Genomic DNA, 17,601 nt, shown 5'->3' on the forward strand with positions numbered 1-17,601 from the left:
AACTGGCACGCCCACGGGGAATCGAACCCCGGTTACCGCCGTGAAAGGGCGATGTCCTAACCGCTAGACGATGGGCGCGGAGATTTTCTGTGGCGCACCCGGAGCGATTCGAACGCCCGACCCTCTGGTTCGTAGCCAGATACTCTATCCAACTGAGCTACGGGTGCATCAAGAAAGGTTTGAATTATAAAGAGAAGGCTATTTACTGTCAAGCGTTTTATTTGGAAAACTTACAGACAGCGTGTAAAATGCGCATTTGCTATTGAATTTACAGAGAATAAAATGTCAGATTTCGCACGCTGGCCGCTCTTATCCGAAGCATTTTCCCGTTTGGGACGGCCTGTGGTCGTGGTGGATTTGGAGACGACCGGTGGAAATTTCTATCAAGACAGGATAACGGAAGTCGCCCTTGTTCGTTTTGAGCAAGGACGCGCCACACATTACGAGCAATTGGTCAATCCTTGCCGCAGCATTCCCGAATTTGTTGCCAGATTGACCGGAATTCATGATGAAACGGTGAAAAACGCGCCTGTCTTTGCCGATATTGCAGCCGATTTGTTGCCGCTATTGCAAGGGGCTGTAGTTGTTGCGCACAACAGCCGCTTTGACTATACCTTCCTGCGTCACGAGTTTGCCCGTATCCATACTGACTTTGCCGCACCCTCTCTCTGTACGGTTCAACTGTCTCGCCGCCTGTATCCTGAGTTTTACAAACACAGCCTCGACAGCATTATCGAACGCACCGGCATTCAGACGGCCAACCGCCACCGCGCCATGACCGATGTTGCCGCATTGTGTGATTATCTCGAATTAAGTCTGGCAGAAAAAAATCACCAACAATGGGATGAACACGTCCGTGTATTGATGAATCCGAAAATGTTGCCCACTTGGTTGCCCGATTCTCTTGCCCAACAGCTCTATGCCCTGCCCGACAGTTACGGCGTATTGGTTTGGTTTGACCATTTCGGCAAAGCCCAGGCCATTGAAGCACACGAACGCGCATACAGTGAAACCGCCACCCTGCTGCACAGCAAAAAACTGCCACCGCACATCAAAGCCGCAGCCTCCATCCGTTTTATTCCGGCAGTCGGTCAGCTCCATACATTATGGCTCAAAGCCCAGACCATGCAGGAATACCAACTGATGCCGTCTGAAAAATCCACATCGTTTTCTACCGTCCGCTTTATCGCTGACGAACACGGCAGCCTTCAAGCACGCATTGTCTTGTTAAACAACGGCACCAGAAACTGGCGTCCATACGGTTTGTTTGCCCACAAAAAAGCAGCCAAACGTGCTTTGGCACAATGGTCGCAAGAACACAGGCTCTGCCCGGATTCGCTCAATATTTTGCCGACCGGCTACGCAAAGGACGAACCCTGCCCTGTTGAGGCCGTCGGAAAATGCAACGGCGACTGCCGCCAACCCAACGGCATCAAACATCAAAACCAACGTATTACCGAGCTTGCCCACCTACTCCCCGTAACCGATTGGGGCAAAGCGCATGAAATTGAAATTACCGAAACCGATCCCCTGACCGGAAACAGCATTACCCTGCTCTGCGCCGGCGGCGCGTTGGCATTGCCTGATGGCAGCTGGTATTTCGACAGCAGCCTGCCTATCGTGATTAAAAACAAATTCAGGCAAGACAAAGAAAATATCCGTCTGATTGCTTAAAACAAGGCCGTCTGAAAACCAAATTTTCAGACGGCCTGATGTGGATAACTTTCTGCTTTATTCTCAAAACAAAAAGCTGCCTAAATTTTAATCAGAACTTATTTTTATAATAGCAATCAAATACTAAACCAATTTATACACAAGCTGTTCACACAATTTTCAATGAAAGCTGTGTATACCCGGCCCGACGAGTGAACCATGAACAATCCTGCAATCATCTTCTTTGACATTGACGACACCCTCTACCGTAAATACACGGATACCTTACGCCCTTCGGTTGCCCAAGCCATGCGCGCATTGAAAGCCAAAGGCATTTTGACTGCCATCGCCACCGGCCGTCCGGAAGCCGCCATTCCCGCCAAAGTCAAAGCCTTGATTCAAGAATGCGGCATCGACATGCTCGTTACCATCAACGGCCAATATATTTCCTTTCGCGGCGAGCCCCTGCAAAGCTACCCCTTGGATATTGCCGACATAGAAACCGCCATCCACCTGCTTAAGCAACACAAAATAGACTACGCATTCGTCAACAACCAAGAAATTGCCGTCTCCTCCAACTCTCCGCGCGTTGTCGAAGGTTTATCGCATATCCTGCCCAACTTTTTAACCGACAAAGAATATTTCCGCAAACAACCCGTCTATCAAATGTTGGTCTTTGTGGATGAGGAAGAAGAAAAAATCCTGCAACCGCTGATTCAACAACACGGCTTCAAATCCGTCCGCTGGCACAAACATGCCATGGACCTACTCAAACAAGAAGGTTCAAAAGCACGTGGCATCGCCCACGCAGTGGAAAAACTGGGCATTGATATGGGCAAAGTGATGGCATTCGGCGACAGCTTCAACGACTTGGAAATGCTGTCAACCGTCGGCTTTGGCGTTGCCATGGGCAATGGCGAAGAAGCGGCCAAAGCCGCCGCACAATTCGTCTGCCCAAGTGTCGATGAAGACGGCGTATTGCGCGGCTTGCAAGAATTAGGCGTAATTTAATTATCAAATCAAAAGGCCGTCTGAAAAAATGTTCAGACGGCCTTGTTCTATCTATAAACTTCCTGCTTATTTCGGCAATACCAAAAAGCTAATCAGCAATTCTTTGAATACAAATCCAAACACGCCCAAGCCCAAAACCAAGAAGAGCATGGCAATGCCGAATTTGCCGGCCTTGGATTCTTTACCCAAGTTCCAAACGATAAAGCCCAAAAAGATAATCAGGCCGGTGAGGAGGATTTTCATTGCCCACGAGGCGAATTCTGCTTCAGACATTATTTTTTTCCTTTTATTCTTAAGATGTGTGTTTGATTGCTTTCAGACGGCCTATTAAATTTTAAGGCCGTCTGAAATTTGTTTTTAGATTATTTGTTCAATGCTTGTTGCAAATCATCAATCAAATCGTCAATGTATTCCAAACCGACAGAGAGGCGGATCAAGCCCGGACGGATATTGGCGGCGAGTTTTTCTTCAGGCTGCATCCGGCCGTGCGTGGTTGTCCACGGATGGGTAATGGTCGAGCGCACGTCGCCGAGGTTGGCAGTACGGGAGAAAAGCGCCACGCCGTCCACGACTTTCCATGCGGCTTCTTGATCGGCCACTTCAAAGCCGATGACGATGCCGCCGCCGTTTTGTTGCTTGCGGATAAGCTCTGCCTGCGGATGGTCGGGCAAACCGGTGTAGTACACGGCTTGGACTTGCGGCTGTTGTTGCAGCCATTGGGCGATTTTCAGGGCGTTGTCGAATTGTTTTTCCATACGCAGCGACAGGGTTTCCACGCCGCTCAACAACTGCCATGCGTTAAACGGAGACATTGCCAAACCGCAAGAGTTGCAATATATGGCAACTTGCGTCATCAGCTCTTCCGAACCGGCCAATACGCCGCCCATCACGCGGCCGTGGCCGTCGATGGCTTTGGTTGCGGAAGAAACGGAAATATCCGCACCGTGTTTCAAAGGCTGCGAGCCGACGGGCGACAAGAGGCTGTTGTCCACCACCAAAAGCGCGCCGATGCTGTGCGCCAGTTCAGCCAGCGCTTCCAAATCGGCAACTTCGCCCAATGGGTTGGACGGAGTTTCCAAGAAAAACAGTTTGGTATTGGGCTTGATGGCCGCTTTCCATTCATCTACATCAACCGGCGATACATGGCTGACTTCGATGCCGAACTTGGTAACGATGTTGTTGATGAAACCGACGGTCGTGCCGAACAGGCTGCGGCTGGAAACAACGTGGTCGCCTGCTTGCAAGAAGGTAAAAAACGCTGCCTGAATTGCGGACATACCGGTCGAAGTGGCTACCGCGCGCTCTGCGCCTTCCAATGCGGCAATGCGTTTTTCAAAAGCGGCAGTAGTCGGATTGGCTGTACGGGTATAGGTAAAGCCTTTAATTTTTTTGGAAAACAAATCTGCCGCATGTTGCGCGCTTTCCCACATGAAGCTGCTGGTCAAAAACAGCGCCTGATTGTGTTCGCGATATTCGGTCTGCTCTTTGCCGCCCCGGATGGCCAGCGTTTGCGGATGAAGTTTTTTGTTCATTTATTCTCCAATCTACTGTGTATTCCAATGGACGGAACAATATTTTTCCGTCTGTTTAACTTGTTAACATTTTGCGCCGATTTCTACCATCTTTCAAGCCGAAGGCCGTGTTTCAGGCCGTCTGAAAAAACAGGAAAACCGTTTTTACTGATAAAGGCGGCCGTCGTGTTTCAACCAGCCGTCAGTATGCCGGCCTGACGGGTCATGGTGCGTCCAATGGATAACGCCGCCCTGCTCCGACCATTCGTATTCTCCGTAAAACGCTACTTTATCGCCTTTTTTCAAACCCTTAATCTTATCGGCAAGGTCGATATTGTGTGCCACCAAAAGCGTCTGGCCGCTGGAGAGCTTCAAGATAAAGCGTTGGTGGCGCGTGCCTTTGTTGTCATCCGGCAGGGTTTTCCATACCGTGCCCTCGCCTTCAACCTGAATATCACTTTGTTCGTTTTCAAACGCCTGTTTCAAAACCACTTCTGCCGATTGTTTGCCCGAACCGGTTTGCTGTTGAGCCGTATCGGCGTTTTCTCCGCCCGCATTGTTTTGTTTTTGAACGGCTTCTATTTTCTGCTGATGCTGCGATTGTAGCGGCTGCTTGTTTTGCATTTTTTGATAGGCAAATACGGCAACCAGAGCAATCAGCAATACAATGATTTTGTTTTTATTCATAACAATCTCAAAAAAAATGCCCGATTCTGCATCGGGCATATCAACTATTTAGAAAGGATATTTATCACGAAAACGTGAGCCGCCATTATACACGCTTCGCAAAATTTTAAGGGAAATTTATGCCAAAGGCCGTCTGAAACTTTTCAGACGGCCCGGATACTCAGCGGCGGTATTTCATTTCAACCTTCATATCGTCCAGAATACGTTTGACGTTGTGTTCCAATACATCTTCCACCAAACCCGGCGCCTGCTCGTTCAGCATTTGCTGCAACTGGTAAGTGAACAAGGCCATTTGTTTTTGCACGGCAATCCGAATCATGCCGTTGACCGCATCGGCCACATGGGGGCGTAAACGCTTAATCAGACGCTCGGTCAAATCTTTTTCAGAAACGCAGAATACTTCCCGACGGCCAATTGCCTGCGGGTTCAATACATTGATATGAACATTAATGGCCGGTTCTTGTTCAAGGCCGTCTGAAACCGCCTCTTCAGCCGCTTGCGCATCATCATTTTCCGGTTTTTCAGTTTCTTCCATTTCAGGCGCATCAAAATCTACGGCACCTGATTTCGGATTTAGTCTGACGGTACGGGTCGATTCAATGTGACGCTCTGAAGCCGCGGCCTGTAATGCCGATTGTGCGCTCAACCAGTTGTCCTGCAAAACCACCATCGCATCGGTTTCCACTGCTTCGCCATCGTCGGCCAAAGCAGTATTGTGCTCCAACTGCCAGCGGTACAAATATTCTTCCAATACTTTTTCACGATTGCCCGCATCCAATTTATATTCTTTTTTAGGCGCGGTTTTGGGCGCAACTTCGACAGCTTCATCCGATTTTTTGACCAATGGCGCATGAGTCGGCGCGGTATTGAATTGGCGTGCCTGACGCAATCTTTCCAGGCGTTTTTCCCAATTCAGGTCTTCTTCCTCGAGGGCTGTGGGGTCAAGACGATTGTTTTCCATAATAATCTCGTTTTTTCATTTTTATTGTGAACCGCATTCAAACCTAAAATCACTTGAAATACGGCCGATGGTTGGACATATCCGGCAAGCCGGCGCAAGCGTCACATTTTAATATTAATTCGCTATATAATCACTATTTTATTTAATACTCAAGGATACATCATGAGCAGCATCGAACAACGCCTCGAATATCTGGAAGAGGCCAACGACGCTTTGCGTATGCAAAACCACGTCCTCGCCACCGCACTCAAAGGCCTTATCCGCTCCCTGCCCTCCGACATGGCCAACGATGCCGTAGAATCCATCCAGCTTGCCTTTGAAGACGCGTTGGCGGAATTGAGCTACGAAGACAGTCCGCACACCGACCTCTTCCATGACGTAACCTACGCATTTTTCCGAGAAAAAGACCACTGATTTCGGCTAGTATGTTCGCAAAATTATGCTAAACTAAGATTTTATCCGTTAACATTTTATTAAGAAAGCACATATCATGAACATGAAAAAATGGCTGGCCACTGCCCTCGCTTGCTCCGCCCTTGCCCTGACTGCCTGCGGCGGTCAAAGCAACAATGCTTCTGCTCCTGCCGATAAAGTGTACCGTGTCGGCTCCAACGCCGAGTTTGCCCCATTTGAATCTTTGGATTCTGCCGGCAAAGTAGAAGGTTTTGATGTTGACTTAATGAACGCCATGGCTAAAGCCGGCAACTTCAAAGTCGAATTCAAACACCAGCCATGGGAAAGCCTCTTCCCTTCTCTGAACAACGGCGACGTGGACATCGTTATGTCCGGCGTAACCATCACTGACGACCGCAAACAAAGTATGCTCTTCAGCGATCCATACTTTGAAATCACCCAAGTTGTCCTCGTTCCAAAAGGCAAAAAAGTGGCCTCTTCCGAAGACCTGAAAAACATGGCCAAAGTCGGCGTAGTAACCGGCTACACCGGCGACTTCTCCGTTTCCAAACTCTTGGGCAACGACAATCCGAAAATCGCCCGCTTTGAAAGCGTTCCCCTGATTATTAAAGAATTGGAAAACGGCGGTTTGGATTCCGTAGTCAGCGACAGTGCGGTCATTGCCAACTATGTGAAAAACAACCCGACCAAAGGCTTGGATTTCATCTCCCTACCTGACTTCACCATCGAAAACTATGGTATCGCTGCACGCAAAGGCGACGAAGCAACCATCAAAATGTTGAACGATGCGCTGAAAAAAGTACGCGAAAGTGGTGAATACGACAAAATTTACGCCAAATACTTTGCTAAAGAAGGCGAAAAAGCAGAAAAAGCCGAAGCAGCCAAATAATCCGGTATGACTTCTTAAACTCAAGGCCGTCTGAAAACTTTTCAGACGGCCTTTAATCTGGTTAACGCCATTAAACGCAAGCCTCCCCTATAATCCGCTGGTTTTTATCCCTCAAATGAAAGACACGCCATGATCAAACCCCTTATCCTCAGCCTCGCTGCCGCCACTACTTTGGCTGCCTGCTCCGCTTCTGAAAAACAAGAATCACCCAACGTCGGCGTGGCCAATCCGGCTTCTGAATTCTGCCTCAAACAAGGCGGCAAATCCGAAATCAAAAAAGACAAAGACGGCAACGAATACGGCGTGTGCCACTTGCCTGACGGTAAAGTCGTTGAAGAATGGGAATATTTCCGTCAACACAACAAATAATTGCCCAATCATATAAAAGGCCGTCTGAACCCAAGTTTCAGACGGCCTTTTCATTTAAACAGCGATTATTTTACTTCCAGTTTGGTCACGCCGCCCATATACGGTTGCAACGCAGCAGGAACATTAATGCTGCCATCGGCATTTTGATGGTTTTCCAAAACCGCCACCAAAGTACGGCCGACTGCCAAGCCTGAGCCGTTCAAAGTATGCACCAAACGGTTTTTACCGTTTTCATCTTTGAAACGCGCTTTCATGCGGCGAGCTTGGAAATCTTCGCAGTTGGAGCAGCTGGAAATTTCGCGGTAGGTATTTTGCGCCGGAACCCAAACTTCCAAGTCGTAGGTTTTGGTCGCGCCGAAGCCCATGTCGCCGGTGCATAAAGTAATCACGCGGTATGGCAGTTCCAACGCTTTTAAAATATTTTCAGCATGGCCGACCATTTCTTCCAGCGCTTCGTATGATTTTTCCGGATGAACGATTTGCACCATTTCCACTTTGTCGAATTGGTGTTGGCGAATCAAACCGCGCACATCTTTACCGTATGCGCCCGCTTCGGAACGGAAACATGGGGAATGCGCAGTCAATTTCAACGGTAAATCACTACCTGCCACGATGCTGTCGGCAACAGTATTGGTCAGCGTCACTTCGGCAGTCGGAATCAGATATTGCGTTTTCTTGCTCTCGTCGCCACCGCGGGTAACATGGAACAAATCTTCTGCAAATTTAGGCAGTTGGCCTGTGCCCTGCAAAGTGGTGTCATCCACGATATAAGGCGTGTAATGCTCGGTATAGCCGTGTTTCAGCGTGTGCGTGTCCAGCATGAACTGAGCTAAAGCGCGATGCAGACGGGCGATTTGGCCTTTCATCACGGTAAAGCGCGCGCCGGACAGTTTCGCACCGCCTTCAAAATCCAAACCCAAAGGCTCGCCCAAATCAACATGGTCTTTGATTTCAAAGTCAAATTCGCGCGGCGTGCCAACTTTGCGGACTTCAACGTTTTCGGTTTCGTCTTTACCGACAGGCACGCTTTCGTGCGGCAGGTTCGGAATGCTCAGAAGCCAAGCATCCAATTCCTTCTGAACGGCATCCAAATCAGCGGCAGCCTGCTCCAAATCCGCTTTGATTTGGGCAACCTGATCCATCGCAGCTTGAGCCTCTTCGTGTTTGCCTTGGCCTTTCAACGCGCCGATCTGCTTGGAAATACTGTTGCGCGAAGCCTGCAACTCTTCTGTTTTCACTTGAACGGCTTTGCGTTGCTCTTCCAAAGCATTAAAACGCGCGGTATCAAACTCATAACCGCGTGCGGCCAAACGTTCGGCAACTGCGGCGGTATTGCTGCGGAGCAATTGGATGTCTAACATTGTTTTCTCTCGTTAAGATTCAGAATGGCATTATTGTAAACCAATTTAAAGATATTTTCACAGCGACAGGCTGTCTGAAAATAAAAAACGCCCCTGCAAAAAGCAGGAGCGTTTTTTAAGAATTTTGGCACGCCCACGGGGATTCGAACCCCGGTTGCCGCCGTGAAAGGGCAGTGTCCTAGGCCTCTAGACGATGGGCGCGTAACCGAAGCGCGAACTATACAGAAAGCCTTTTCTTCTGTCAACGCCTTTACTGCATTTTTAAAGATGCTGCCGATTTCCGTATGTTATTTTCCCTGTATAATGCCGGTTTTAATAAAAAGGAAAACTCGCCATGTGGTTTAAGCAAATCAGTTTTTATCCGCTCAACAAAGACAAATTGCCCGAATTGGAAGTCCTTGCCGACAAATTGGCGCAATCCGAATTTGCCCATTGTCAAGGTTTGGACTGGTTTAGCGAAGGCTTTGCCACGCCGGTTTCCTTTTCGCCCGAGCTGGTTTTCCCTGCCGATTACACTTGGCGCGTGGCCCTGAAAAAAGAAGAAAAAGTCCTGCCTGCCGGCGTGATCCGCGATATTTTGGATGAAAAGGTTTTGGAAATCCAAAACAACGAAGCGCGCAATGTCGGCCGCAAGGAAAAACAAGAGCTGAAAGAGCAGATTACCGACGACCTGCTGCCCCGTGCCTTTACGCGCAGCAGCCGCACACAGGCGATTTTCGACACGCGCCACGGGTATCTTTTGGTCAACAATGCCGCATCTGCCAAAGCGGAAAACATCCTGACCAAGTTGCGCGAAGCATTGGGCGGTTTGGAAGCCTCGTTGCCCAACACCAAACAATCACCCTCTTCCCTGATGACCAGCTGGCTGCTGCAAGGCCACTGCGAGGGCGGTTTTGAATTGGACAGCGATTGCGAACTCAAAGGCGTAGGTGATATTGTTCCGGTCGTCAAAGTTTCCAAACAAGACCTGACCGCCGACGAAGTGGTACAACACGTCAAAAACGGCAAAACCGTTACCCAGCTGGGCTTGGTATGGCGCGAACAAATCGCGTTCATCCTAACCCAAGACTTTACGCTCAAACGCATCCAGTATCTGGACGTTTTGCAAGAAGAAGCGGAAAGCAACGGCGACGATGCCGCCAGCCTCGCCTTTGCCTCGCAAATCCTGATGACCGAAGCCATCAGCACCATGTTGGAAGAACTGGTTTCTTATTTAGGCGGCTGGCAAGAGTAATTTTTCAGACGGCCTTTTGATTGGGAAATATCAAAGGCCGTCTGAAATATAAATAGAAGTATCAGAAAGGATGTCACGATGTTGGGTGCAGTCATCGGCGATATTGCCGGATCACGATTCGAGTTTGACAACTACCGTCATACCGATTTCGATATTTTCAGCCCCGACAGCGACTTTACCGATGACACGATTTGCACTGTTGCCATTGCCGATTGGGTTTTACAAGGCTGCAACGATCATTTGGCATCTATTTTACAAGGCTGGTGTAGGGCATATCCCTGCCCCAAAGGCGCATATGGCGGACGCTTCTCACAATGGATAGAATGGAAAGATCCAGAACCTTATAATAGCTGGGGCAACGGCTCGGCCATGCGTGTTTCTGCTGTTGGCTGGGCATTTGCCACATTGGAAGAAACCCTGCATTTTGCCGAACAATCCGCCGCCGTAACACACAACCACCCGGAAGGCATTAAAGGCGCGCAAGCCGTAGCCGCCGCCGTCTTTTGGGCGCGTACCGGTATGGGCAAAGCGCAAATCAAAGAAAACATTACACGACAATTCGGCTACGACTTGAGCCAAAGTTGCGACCAAATCCGCCCGCATTATCATTTCAACGAAAGCTGTCAGGAAACCGTACCTCAAGCAGTTACCGCCTTTCTTGAAAGCGATGATTTTGAACACGCCATCCGACTGGCGGTTTCCCTGGGCGGAGACAGCGATACCTTGGCGGCCATTACTGGCAGCATCGCCGAAGCCTACTACGGTATCCCTACATCCATGCGCGAACACGCTTTAGCCATATTGCCACGCCGCATTGCTGAAACCCTGCTGACTTTTGAATCCCAATATCAGGCCGTCTGAAACCGCCTGCAAAAAGGAACAATCATGATGAAATACCTCGCCCTACTTCCCGTCGCCTTCATGCTGGGTACGCCTGCCATTGCTGAAACCATCAATCCTTATCAGGAAAAAGGTTGCGTTTACGATGGCGATGTCGGCAAAGACGGCAAACCATCCGGTAAAGGCACATGGAAATGCCAGGACGGCCGCAGCTATGTCGGCGCCTTTAAAAACGGCAAATTTGACGGCAAAGGCGTATATACCGTCTCCGGCAACAGCGAAACCTTTATCGAACCTTTCTCCTCCAACAGCGCCAAATTACGCAATATGACGCTGGAGGGCGTGTTCAAAAAAGGCAGGGCGCACGGAAACTTTACCGCTTCCCAAAACGGCACACCCGTCTTCATCATGAAATGCGAAGACGGTATGATTAAAGAAGTCAAACTGGCTAAGAAATCTGCTTCCAAAACCAAATAAACAGCCTTTCAGACGGCCTTATCCAGCTTTTAGGCCGTCTGAAACATCAATTGACAAGCCTGTCTAAAGGCTGTCGTGTTGATTTCAAAGAATTCCCAAACAACCCTTACCCCAGGACAACCACCATGAGCATTAAATCCGACAAATGGATACGCCGCATGGCCGAAGAACACGGCATGATTGAGCCGTTTGAGCCCAACCAAATCAAAGAGGCCAACGGTCAGCGCATCATTTCCTACGGCACGTCCAGCTACGGCTACGACATCCGTTGCGCCAATGAATTCAAAATCTTCACCAATATCAACAGCACCATCGTCGACCCGAAAAATTTCGACCCGAAAAACTTCGTAACCGTCGAAGACGACTGCTGCATCATTCCGCCCAACTCCTTTGCCCTGGCGCGCACAGTCGAATATTTCCGCATCCCGCGCAACGTCCTGACCGTCTGCTTGGGCAAGTCCACCTACGCACGCTGCGGCATCATCGTCAACGTTACCCCGTTCGAGCCGGAGTGGGAAGGCTACGTTACGCTTGAGTTTTCCAACACCACGCCGCTACCGGCAAAAATCTACGCAGGCGAAGGCGTGGCCCAAGTCTTGTTTTTTGAAAGCGATGAAGTCTGCGAAACTTCATACAAAGACCGCAACGGCAAATACATGGGACAAACCGGTGTTACCCTGCCCAAAACCTAATGCGCCAAACAAAAAAAGGCCGTCTGAAACTTTCAGACGGCCTTTTATCATTTCAGTTAAAAACGGCGTTTCAGCTTGCAAGCCTGCAAGATATGCACAGCAAGTTCTTCCACAGATTTGTCCGTAGTATTGGTAAACGGAATACCGTGGCGTTTAAACATATTTTGCGCATCGGCAATCTCACTGCGGCAAGTATCGATTTTGGCATAAGTCGAATTAGGGCGGCGTTCCTGACGGATTGCCTGCAAGCGTTCAGGCTGAATGGTCAAACCAAACAGCTTGTCTTTATAAGGCTTGACCATACGCGGCAAATCGGTCGATTCCAAATCATCGGGAATCAGCGGATAGTTGGCGGCACGGATACCGTATTGCAAGGCCAGATAGAGACAGGTCGGCGTTTTGCCGGAACGGGAAACCCCCATCAAAATCACATCGGCTTCTTTCAAATTCTTATCACTGACACCGTCATCATGATTCAGTGAAAAATTGACCGCCTCCATACGCGCATCATAGCGTTGGGTATTGCCGATACTGTGGTGCCCCTGCTGGGCGGCAACCGCCTCCGTATTGAGTTCCTTTTCCAAAAGACCGAGAAAGGTTTCAAAGAAATTAATATGGAACGCATTGGCTTTCTTGATGATTTCACGGATTTCGTCATTGACCACACTGACAAAAGCAATCGGGCGCACGCCGAATTTTTCGGCGGACTGGTTGACTTTGTCTACAACAGCACGCGCTTTTTCAGGCGTATCGATAAACGGATAGGTATGGCGTTTGAACTCAACATTGCCAAATTGGTTCAGCAAGGCTTCACCGATATTTTCAGCGGTCAGGCCGGTTCGGTCGGAAATATAGAAGACTTGGCGTGGATCAGTCATAATGAATCCTCTTGAGGGTAACGTTTCAGACGGCAATCATAGCAGTTACAGCCTTTGCAATAAAGCGACCTCGACAGATTACACAGGATTACAACAAATTTGAACAAATTTTAAATTGGCACAAAATTTCATTTTTTAATTTTTTGTAGAATTTTGTTCTAAAATTGCAAAATAAATCTTATTTATCAAATTTATTAACTTATTTTGTTTTCCATATTTAACAATAGGATAACTCACAAAAACATGAATCTGATATTCACATTTCAGCAGACTACACGCTTGAAAAGCACAGTATCACAGACGAATTTGTGATTTTAAAAAAGATAAAACACATGACAGCCATCAAACGAATGGCTACAATAAGCAGGCGGATTTGTTTCTTTTTTAACATTTTTGGATTGGATTGGACACACAAATGGCCGAAAACTACGTTATTTGGTTTGAAAACCTGCGTATGACTGACGTTGAGCGAGTGGGCGGTAAAAATGCCTCTTTGGGCGAAATGATCAGCCAACTGACTGAAAAAGGCGTACGCGTTCCCGGTGGTTTTGCGACCACTGCCGAAGCCTATCGCGCTTTCCTGGCTCACAATGGTCTGAGCGAGCGTATTTCCGAAGCCCTGAAACAACTGGATGTTGAAGACGTTGCCGAGTTGGCGCGCGTGGGTAAAGAAATCCGTCAATGGATTTTGGATACTCCGTTCCCTGAGCAGCTGGATGCTGAAATCGAAACAGCTTGGAACAAAATGGTTGCCGATGCCGGCGGTGCGGACATTTCCGTTGCCGTACGTTCTTCCGCAACAGCAGAAGACTTGCCGGACGCTTCTTTCGCTGGCCAACAAGAAACCTTCTTGAACATCAATGGCTTGGAAAACGTTAAAGAAGCCATGCGCCATGTATTCGCTTCCCTGTACAACGACCGTGCCATTTCTTACCGTGTCCACAAAGGCTTCGAACACGACATCGTTGCCCTTTCCGCAGGCGTACAACGCATGGTGCGCTCCGACAGCGGCGCGTCCGGTGTGATGTTCACCATCGATACCGAGTCCGGTTACGACCAAGTCGTTTTCGTTACCTCTTCTTACGGCCTGGGCGAAAACGTCGTACAAGGTGCGGTCAACCCTGACGAATTCTATGTATTCAAACCTACTTTGAAAGCAGGCAAACCGGCTATCCTGCGCAAAACCATGGGTTCGAAACAAATCAAAATGATCTTTACCGACAAAGCCGAAGCCGGTAAATCTGTAACCAACATCGATGTACCTGAAGAAGACCGTCAACGCTTCTCCATTACCGACGCCGAAGTTACCGAGTTGGCCCATTACGCGCTGACCATCGAAAAACACTACGGCCGCCCAATGGACATCGAATGGGGCCGCGACGGTTTGGACGGCAAACTCTACATCTTGCAAGCCCGTCCTGAGACTGTAAAATCCCAAGAAGACAGCAGCCGCAACCTGCGCCGCTTCTCCATCAACGGCGAAAAAGTTGTCTTGTGCGAAGGCCGTGCCATCGGTCAAAAAGTCGGCCAAGGCAAAGTACGCCTGGTGAAAGATGCCTCCGAGATGGATTCCGTTGAAGCAGGCGACGTACTCGTTACCGACATGACCGACCCGGATTGGGAACCGGTGATGAAACGTGCTTCCGCCATCGTGACCAACCGCGGCGGCCGTACCTGCCACGCAGCGATTATCGCGCGTGAATTGGGTATTCCGGCCGTGGTCGGCTGCGGCGACGCAACCGATCTGCTTTCAGACGGCCAAGAAGTTACCGTATCTTGTGCCGAAGGCGATACCGGCTTCATCTACTCTGGCCTGCTGGACGTACAAATTACCGATGTTGCTTTGGACAACATGCCTAAAGCGCCTGTAAAAGTAATGATGAACGTTGGCAACCCTGAATTGGCATTCAGCTTCGCCAACCTGCCTAGCGAAGGCATCGGCTTGGCACGTATGGAATTCATCATCAACCGTCAAATCGGTATCCACCCGAAAGCCTTGTTGGAATTTGACAAACAAGACGACGAATTGAAAGCGGAAATTACCCGCCGTATCGCCGGCTACGCCTCCCCTGTCGACTTCTATGTCGATAAAATCGCAGAAGGCGTGGCAACCTTGGCTGCTTCGGTTTATCCACGCAAAACCATCGTCCGCATGTCTGACTTCAAATCCAACGAATACGCCAACTTGGTGGGCGGCAGCATTTACGAACCGCACGAAGAAAACCCAATGTTGGGCTTCCGCGGCGCGGCGCGTTATGTAGCCGATAACTTCAAAGACTGCTTCGCACTCGAGTGCAAAGCCTTGAAACGCGTTCGCGATGAAATGGGTTTGACCAACGTCGAAATCATGATCCCATTCGTTCGTACTTTGGGTGAAGCAGAAGCTGTTGTTAAAGCCCTGAAAGAAAACGGTTTAGAACGCGGCAAAAACGGCCTGCGCCTGATCATGATGTGCGAGTTGCCAAGCAACGCTGTATTGGCAGAACAATTCCTACAATACTTCGACGGCTTCTCCATCGGCTCTAACGACATGACCCAGCTGACCCTCGGCCTCGACCGTGACAGCGGTTTGGTATCCGATTCCTTCGACGAACGCAATCCTGCCGTTAAAGTGATGTTGCACTTGGCAATCTCTGCCTGCCGCAAACAAAACAAATACGTCGGTATTTGCGGTCAAGGCCCGTCAGACCATCCGGACTTTGCCAAATGGCTGGTTCAAGAAGGTATCGAAAGCGTATCGCTCAACCCTGATACCGTAATTGAAACTTGGCTGTATCTGGCTAACGAATTGAACAAATAAGTTCGATGAGACAAAAATCCCCTGCCCGTTTATCTCGGCAGGGGATTTTTATTGCCTTATTCAATGCCGTCTGAAAGAACTTTCACGTTCTTTTACCTTTTCAAAAAAGTCCCTTTTCATCAAAAAGATATAGAAATATTCAACCATATCTACAAATTCTCAATGGTACTATATTGCCTTTCCGCATTTTATCCCATGCCTTTTGAGTGAACCTTTTTTCACTCTTCCTATCTATCATATACAGTATAACGATACATTTAGAAACAACCCATGAATACAACCTTTATTTCCACCTTTCAGACGGCCTTGAAACGTCTGGCACTCATCAGCACCATTGCCGTCTTAGCAGCCTGCGCCGGCAACAATACCTCTTCCAACCGCGCCGTACCCGACGGCTACTACAAAGTCCGTCCCGGCGATACCCTGACCCAAATCGCCAAACGCTACGGACAAAACGTCAATACACTGGTTGCATGGAATAATCTTCCCAACGCCTCACAAATCGAAGTCGGTCAAGTATTGCGCGTCCGCCGTCATGTTGCCTCCCGCAATACTGCTACGCAGCAACGCCAAGCAACCGCCGTTACCCCGATCAACCGGTTAAGCTTGCAATGGCCGACCGATAACGCCTCATCCTCCATTATCCAACGCTACAACGGCACAACCAGCAAAGGCATAGATATTGCAGGCACACAAGGCCAACAAATCCGTTCTGCCGCAGCCGGTACCGTCATCTACGTTGGCGAAGAAGTCCGCGGCTACGGCAAGCTGATTTTGATCAGCCACAACGACTACACCATTACCGCCTACGCCCACAACGAAACGCTTTTAGTACAAAAAGATCAAAAAGTCCAAGCCGGCCAAGTTATCGCCACCATGGGCAGCAGCGATACAGACAGCGTCAAGCTTCATTTTGAAGTTCGTCTAAACGGCAAAGCAGTCGATCCCCTGCCTTATTTGACCAGAACAAATTAATGTCCCAATCAAAAGGCCGTCTGAAATAACAGTATTTCAGACGGCCTTTTGATTATCTTGCTATAACAGCCATTTCAACAAAATCTTTTCCTATTTAACTTATGTTGATTGAGTGTAAACGCCGTTATACAATAACAACTCTTTTTAACATTTAATTTCAGGTATCCTACTATGTCTCCTAACCGCATCCTTGCAACCGCATTCTTGTTTGCTTCTGCATTTGCCAGCGCAGATGTCCATATTGATGAAAGCATCCCTTACCGTCATGCAGAAGAAATCGATACCCGTATCGTTTCCGAGTGTTTACAAATTGGCAACGTCATGTCCAAATCTTTGCAAGAAACTGCAGCCAAAAGTGATGTAACTATTGTCCGTGACGGTAAAAAACAAGGCACATACGCAGATATCTCCATTACTTCCGCCATGAGCGCAGGCGTAGCCTTTGTCGGCCACGCCAAAAGTATTACAGCCGTTGCCACTTTGTATGTTGATGGCGAAGAAGTCAATAAAAAAACCTTTACCCGCAATTCTTCCGGCGGCATGCTCGGTGTTTATAAAAGCTCTTGCGCCGTCTTAAATCGCACTTCTAAAGTCTTGGGTTCAGATATTGCCCAATGGATTGTTAGCGAACAAAAAAACGCTCAAGACAAATAAAACCCCAACTTGATAAAGGCCGTCTGAAAAACCGTATTTCAGACGGCCTTTATATTTTCTATTTCTCTAGAAACAAAGAAATAAATTATCCATTAATCATTGTCAAAAATAGAGAATTTTATTTCCAACGCCCTTGATTTTAGAATATCCACCCTCAATTATTAAAACTATAAGAATTTTGTATATGAGCAGTCA

Annotated in this window: 18 protein-coding genes and 3 tRNA genes; 12 read left to right on the forward strand and 9 right to left on the reverse strand. The window is 48.6% G+C overall.

What is annotated here, in order from left to right; all coding sequences use genetic code 11:
• Nucleotides 1-3: 3 nt before the first annotated feature.
• Nucleotides 4-78, reverse strand: a tRNA-Glu gene (locus tag ACTHRY_RS06095).
• A 12-nt stretch (nt 79-90) separates the two neighbouring features.
• Nucleotides 91-167, reverse strand: a tRNA-Arg gene (locus ACTHRY_RS06100).
• Between the two features lie 115 nt (nt 168-282).
• On the opposite strand from ACTHRY_RS06100, the gene ACTHRY_RS06105 reads away from it, so the two are divergent.
• Together ACTHRY_RS06105 and ACTHRY_RS06110 are read left to right on the forward strand one after the other, a co-directional pair.
• On the forward strand, nt 283-1,674 hold the full coding sequence (locus ACTHRY_RS06105) for a 3'-5' exonuclease family protein (RefSeq protein ID WP_049323041.1): 1,392 nt from the start codon (nt 283-285) through the stop codon (nt 1,672-1,674).
• 198 nt (nt 1,675-1,872) lie between these two features.
• The gene (locus tag ACTHRY_RS06110) at nt 1,873-2,664 is read left to right on the forward strand and encodes a Cof-type HAD-IIB family hydrolase (protein ID WP_049323042.1); all 792 of its coding nucleotides are present in this window, start codon (nt 1,873-1,875) and stop codon (nt 2,662-2,664) included.
• Nucleotides 2,665-2,730: 66 nt separating this feature from the next.
• On the opposite strand, the gene ACTHRY_RS06115 is transcribed toward ACTHRY_RS06110, so the two are convergent.
• The 4 genes from ACTHRY_RS06115 to ACTHRY_RS06130 form a co-directional block, all read right to left on the reverse strand.
• On the reverse strand, nt 2,731-2,937 hold the full coding sequence (locus ACTHRY_RS06115) for a DUF2788 domain-containing protein (protein ID WP_003747401.1): 207 nt from the start codon (nt 2,935-2,937) through the stop codon (nt 2,731-2,733).
• Nucleotides 2,938-3,026: 89 nt separating this feature from the next.
• On the reverse strand, nt 3,027-4,196 hold the full coding sequence (gene metZ / locus ACTHRY_RS06120) for an O-succinylhomoserine sulfhydrylase (protein WP_049323043.1): 1,170 nt from the start codon (nt 4,194-4,196) through the stop codon (nt 3,027-3,029).
• A 144-nt stretch (nt 4,197-4,340) separates the two neighbouring features.
• Complete coding sequence (locus ACTHRY_RS06125; protein WP_049323044.1) at nt 4,341-4,901, reverse strand: DUF3465 domain-containing protein; 561 nt, start codon at nt 4,899-4,901, stop codon at nt 4,341-4,343.
• A 121-nt stretch (nt 4,902-5,022) separates the two neighbouring features.
• On the reverse strand, nt 5,023-5,823 hold the full coding sequence (locus ACTHRY_RS06130; protein WP_049323045.1) for a hypothetical protein: 801 nt from the start codon (nt 5,821-5,823) through the stop codon (nt 5,023-5,025).
• 162 nt (nt 5,824-5,985) lie between these two features.
• On the opposite strand from ACTHRY_RS06130, the gene ACTHRY_RS06135 reads away from it, so the two are divergent.
• The 3 genes from ACTHRY_RS06135 (at nt 5,986) to ACTHRY_RS06145 (ending at nt 7,495) form a co-directional block, all read left to right on the forward strand.
• The gene (locus ACTHRY_RS06135; RefSeq protein WP_003680526.1) at nt 5,986-6,237 is read left to right on the forward strand and encodes an NGO1151 family protein; all 252 of its coding nucleotides are present in this window, start codon (nt 5,986-5,988) and stop codon (nt 6,235-6,237) included.
• A 76-nt stretch (nt 6,238-6,313) separates the two neighbouring features.
• Nucleotides 6,314-7,126 carry a basic amino acid ABC transporter substrate-binding protein gene (locus tag ACTHRY_RS06140; RefSeq protein WP_003747411.1) on the forward strand — a complete coding sequence of 271 codons (813 nt, stop codon included), beginning with the start codon at nt 6,314-6,316 and terminating at the stop codon, nt 7,124-7,126.
• Between the two features lie 129 nt (nt 7,127-7,255).
• The gene (locus ACTHRY_RS06145; protein WP_049347926.1) at nt 7,256-7,495 is read left to right on the forward strand and encodes a putative hemolysin; all 240 of its coding nucleotides are present in this window, start codon (nt 7,256-7,258) and stop codon (nt 7,493-7,495) included.
• A 65-nt stretch (nt 7,496-7,560) separates the two neighbouring features.
• Here ACTHRY_RS06145 and serS read toward each other — a convergent pair whose 3' ends face one another.
• Nucleotides 7,561-8,856 (reverse strand): serine--tRNA ligase, encoded by a 1,296-nt coding sequence (gene serS / locus ACTHRY_RS06150; protein ID WP_049323048.1) that lies wholly within the window; start codon nt 8,854-8,856, stop codon nt 7,561-7,563.
• Nucleotides 8,857-8,981: 125 nt separating this feature from the next.
• Nucleotides 8,982-9,057 (reverse strand) — tRNA-Glu (locus ACTHRY_RS06155).
• Between the two features lie 133 nt (nt 9,058-9,190).
• Here ACTHRY_RS06155 and ACTHRY_RS06160 point away from each other — a divergent pair.
• The 4 genes from ACTHRY_RS06160 to dcd all read left to right on the forward strand — a co-directional run bounded on the left by ACTHRY_RS06160 (nt 9,191) and on the right by dcd (nt 12,099).
• On the forward strand, nt 9,191-10,090 hold the full coding sequence (locus ACTHRY_RS06160) for a recombination-associated protein RdgC (protein WP_049323049.1): 900 nt from the start codon (nt 9,191-9,193) through the stop codon (nt 10,088-10,090).
• A 78-nt stretch (nt 10,091-10,168) separates the two neighbouring features.
• Nucleotides 10,169-10,951, forward strand: coding sequence for an ADP-ribosylglycohydrolase family protein (locus ACTHRY_RS06165; RefSeq protein ID WP_049323050.1), 783 nt, complete (start codon nt 10,169-10,171; stop codon nt 10,949-10,951).
• 24 nt (nt 10,952-10,975) lie between these two features.
• Nucleotides 10,976-11,407: an MORN repeat family protein gene (locus ACTHRY_RS06170; RefSeq protein ID WP_036491305.1), complete on the forward strand. Its 432-nt coding sequence runs from the start codon at nt 10,976-10,978 to the stop codon at nt 11,405-11,407.
• 125 nt (nt 11,408-11,532) lie between these two features.
• The gene (dcd, locus tag ACTHRY_RS06175; protein WP_003680541.1) at nt 11,533-12,099 is read left to right on the forward strand and encodes a dCTP deaminase; all 567 of its coding nucleotides are present in this window, start codon (nt 11,533-11,535) and stop codon (nt 12,097-12,099) included.
• A 56-nt stretch (nt 12,100-12,155) separates the two neighbouring features.
• Here the strand turns inward: dcd and ppsR are convergent, their stop codons facing one another.
• Entirely contained in the window at nt 12,156-12,977 is an 822-nt protein-coding gene (ppsR, locus tag ACTHRY_RS06180) for a posphoenolpyruvate synthetase regulatory kinase/phosphorylase PpsR (protein ID WP_049323052.1), read from the reverse strand.
• Between the two features lie 415 nt (nt 12,978-13,392).
• On the opposite strand from ppsR, the gene ppsA reads away from it, so the two are divergent.
• From ppsA to ACTHRY_RS06195, 3 genes are all read left to right on the forward strand, one after another.
• The gene (ppsA, locus tag ACTHRY_RS06185; RefSeq protein WP_049323053.1) at nt 13,393-15,777 is read left to right on the forward strand and encodes a phosphoenolpyruvate synthase; all 2,385 of its coding nucleotides are present in this window, start codon (nt 13,393-13,395) and stop codon (nt 15,775-15,777) included.
• Between the two features lie 270 nt (nt 15,778-16,047).
• Entirely contained in the window at nt 16,048-16,752 is a 705-nt protein-coding gene (locus ACTHRY_RS06190; protein WP_070822414.1) for a peptidoglycan DD-metalloendopeptidase family protein, read from the forward strand.
• Nucleotides 16,753-16,923: 171 nt separating this feature from the next.
• A complete protein-coding gene (locus ACTHRY_RS06195) occupies nt 16,924-17,406 on the forward strand; it encodes a hypothetical protein (protein ID WP_049347933.1) in 483 nt (160 codons plus the stop codon).
• Nucleotides 17,407-17,601 lie beyond the last annotated feature (195 nt).

This window comes from Neisseria sp. P0004.S004 (assembly GCF_051963335.1).
GTDB lineage: Bacteria > Pseudomonadota > Gammaproteobacteria > Burkholderiales > Neisseriaceae > Neisseria.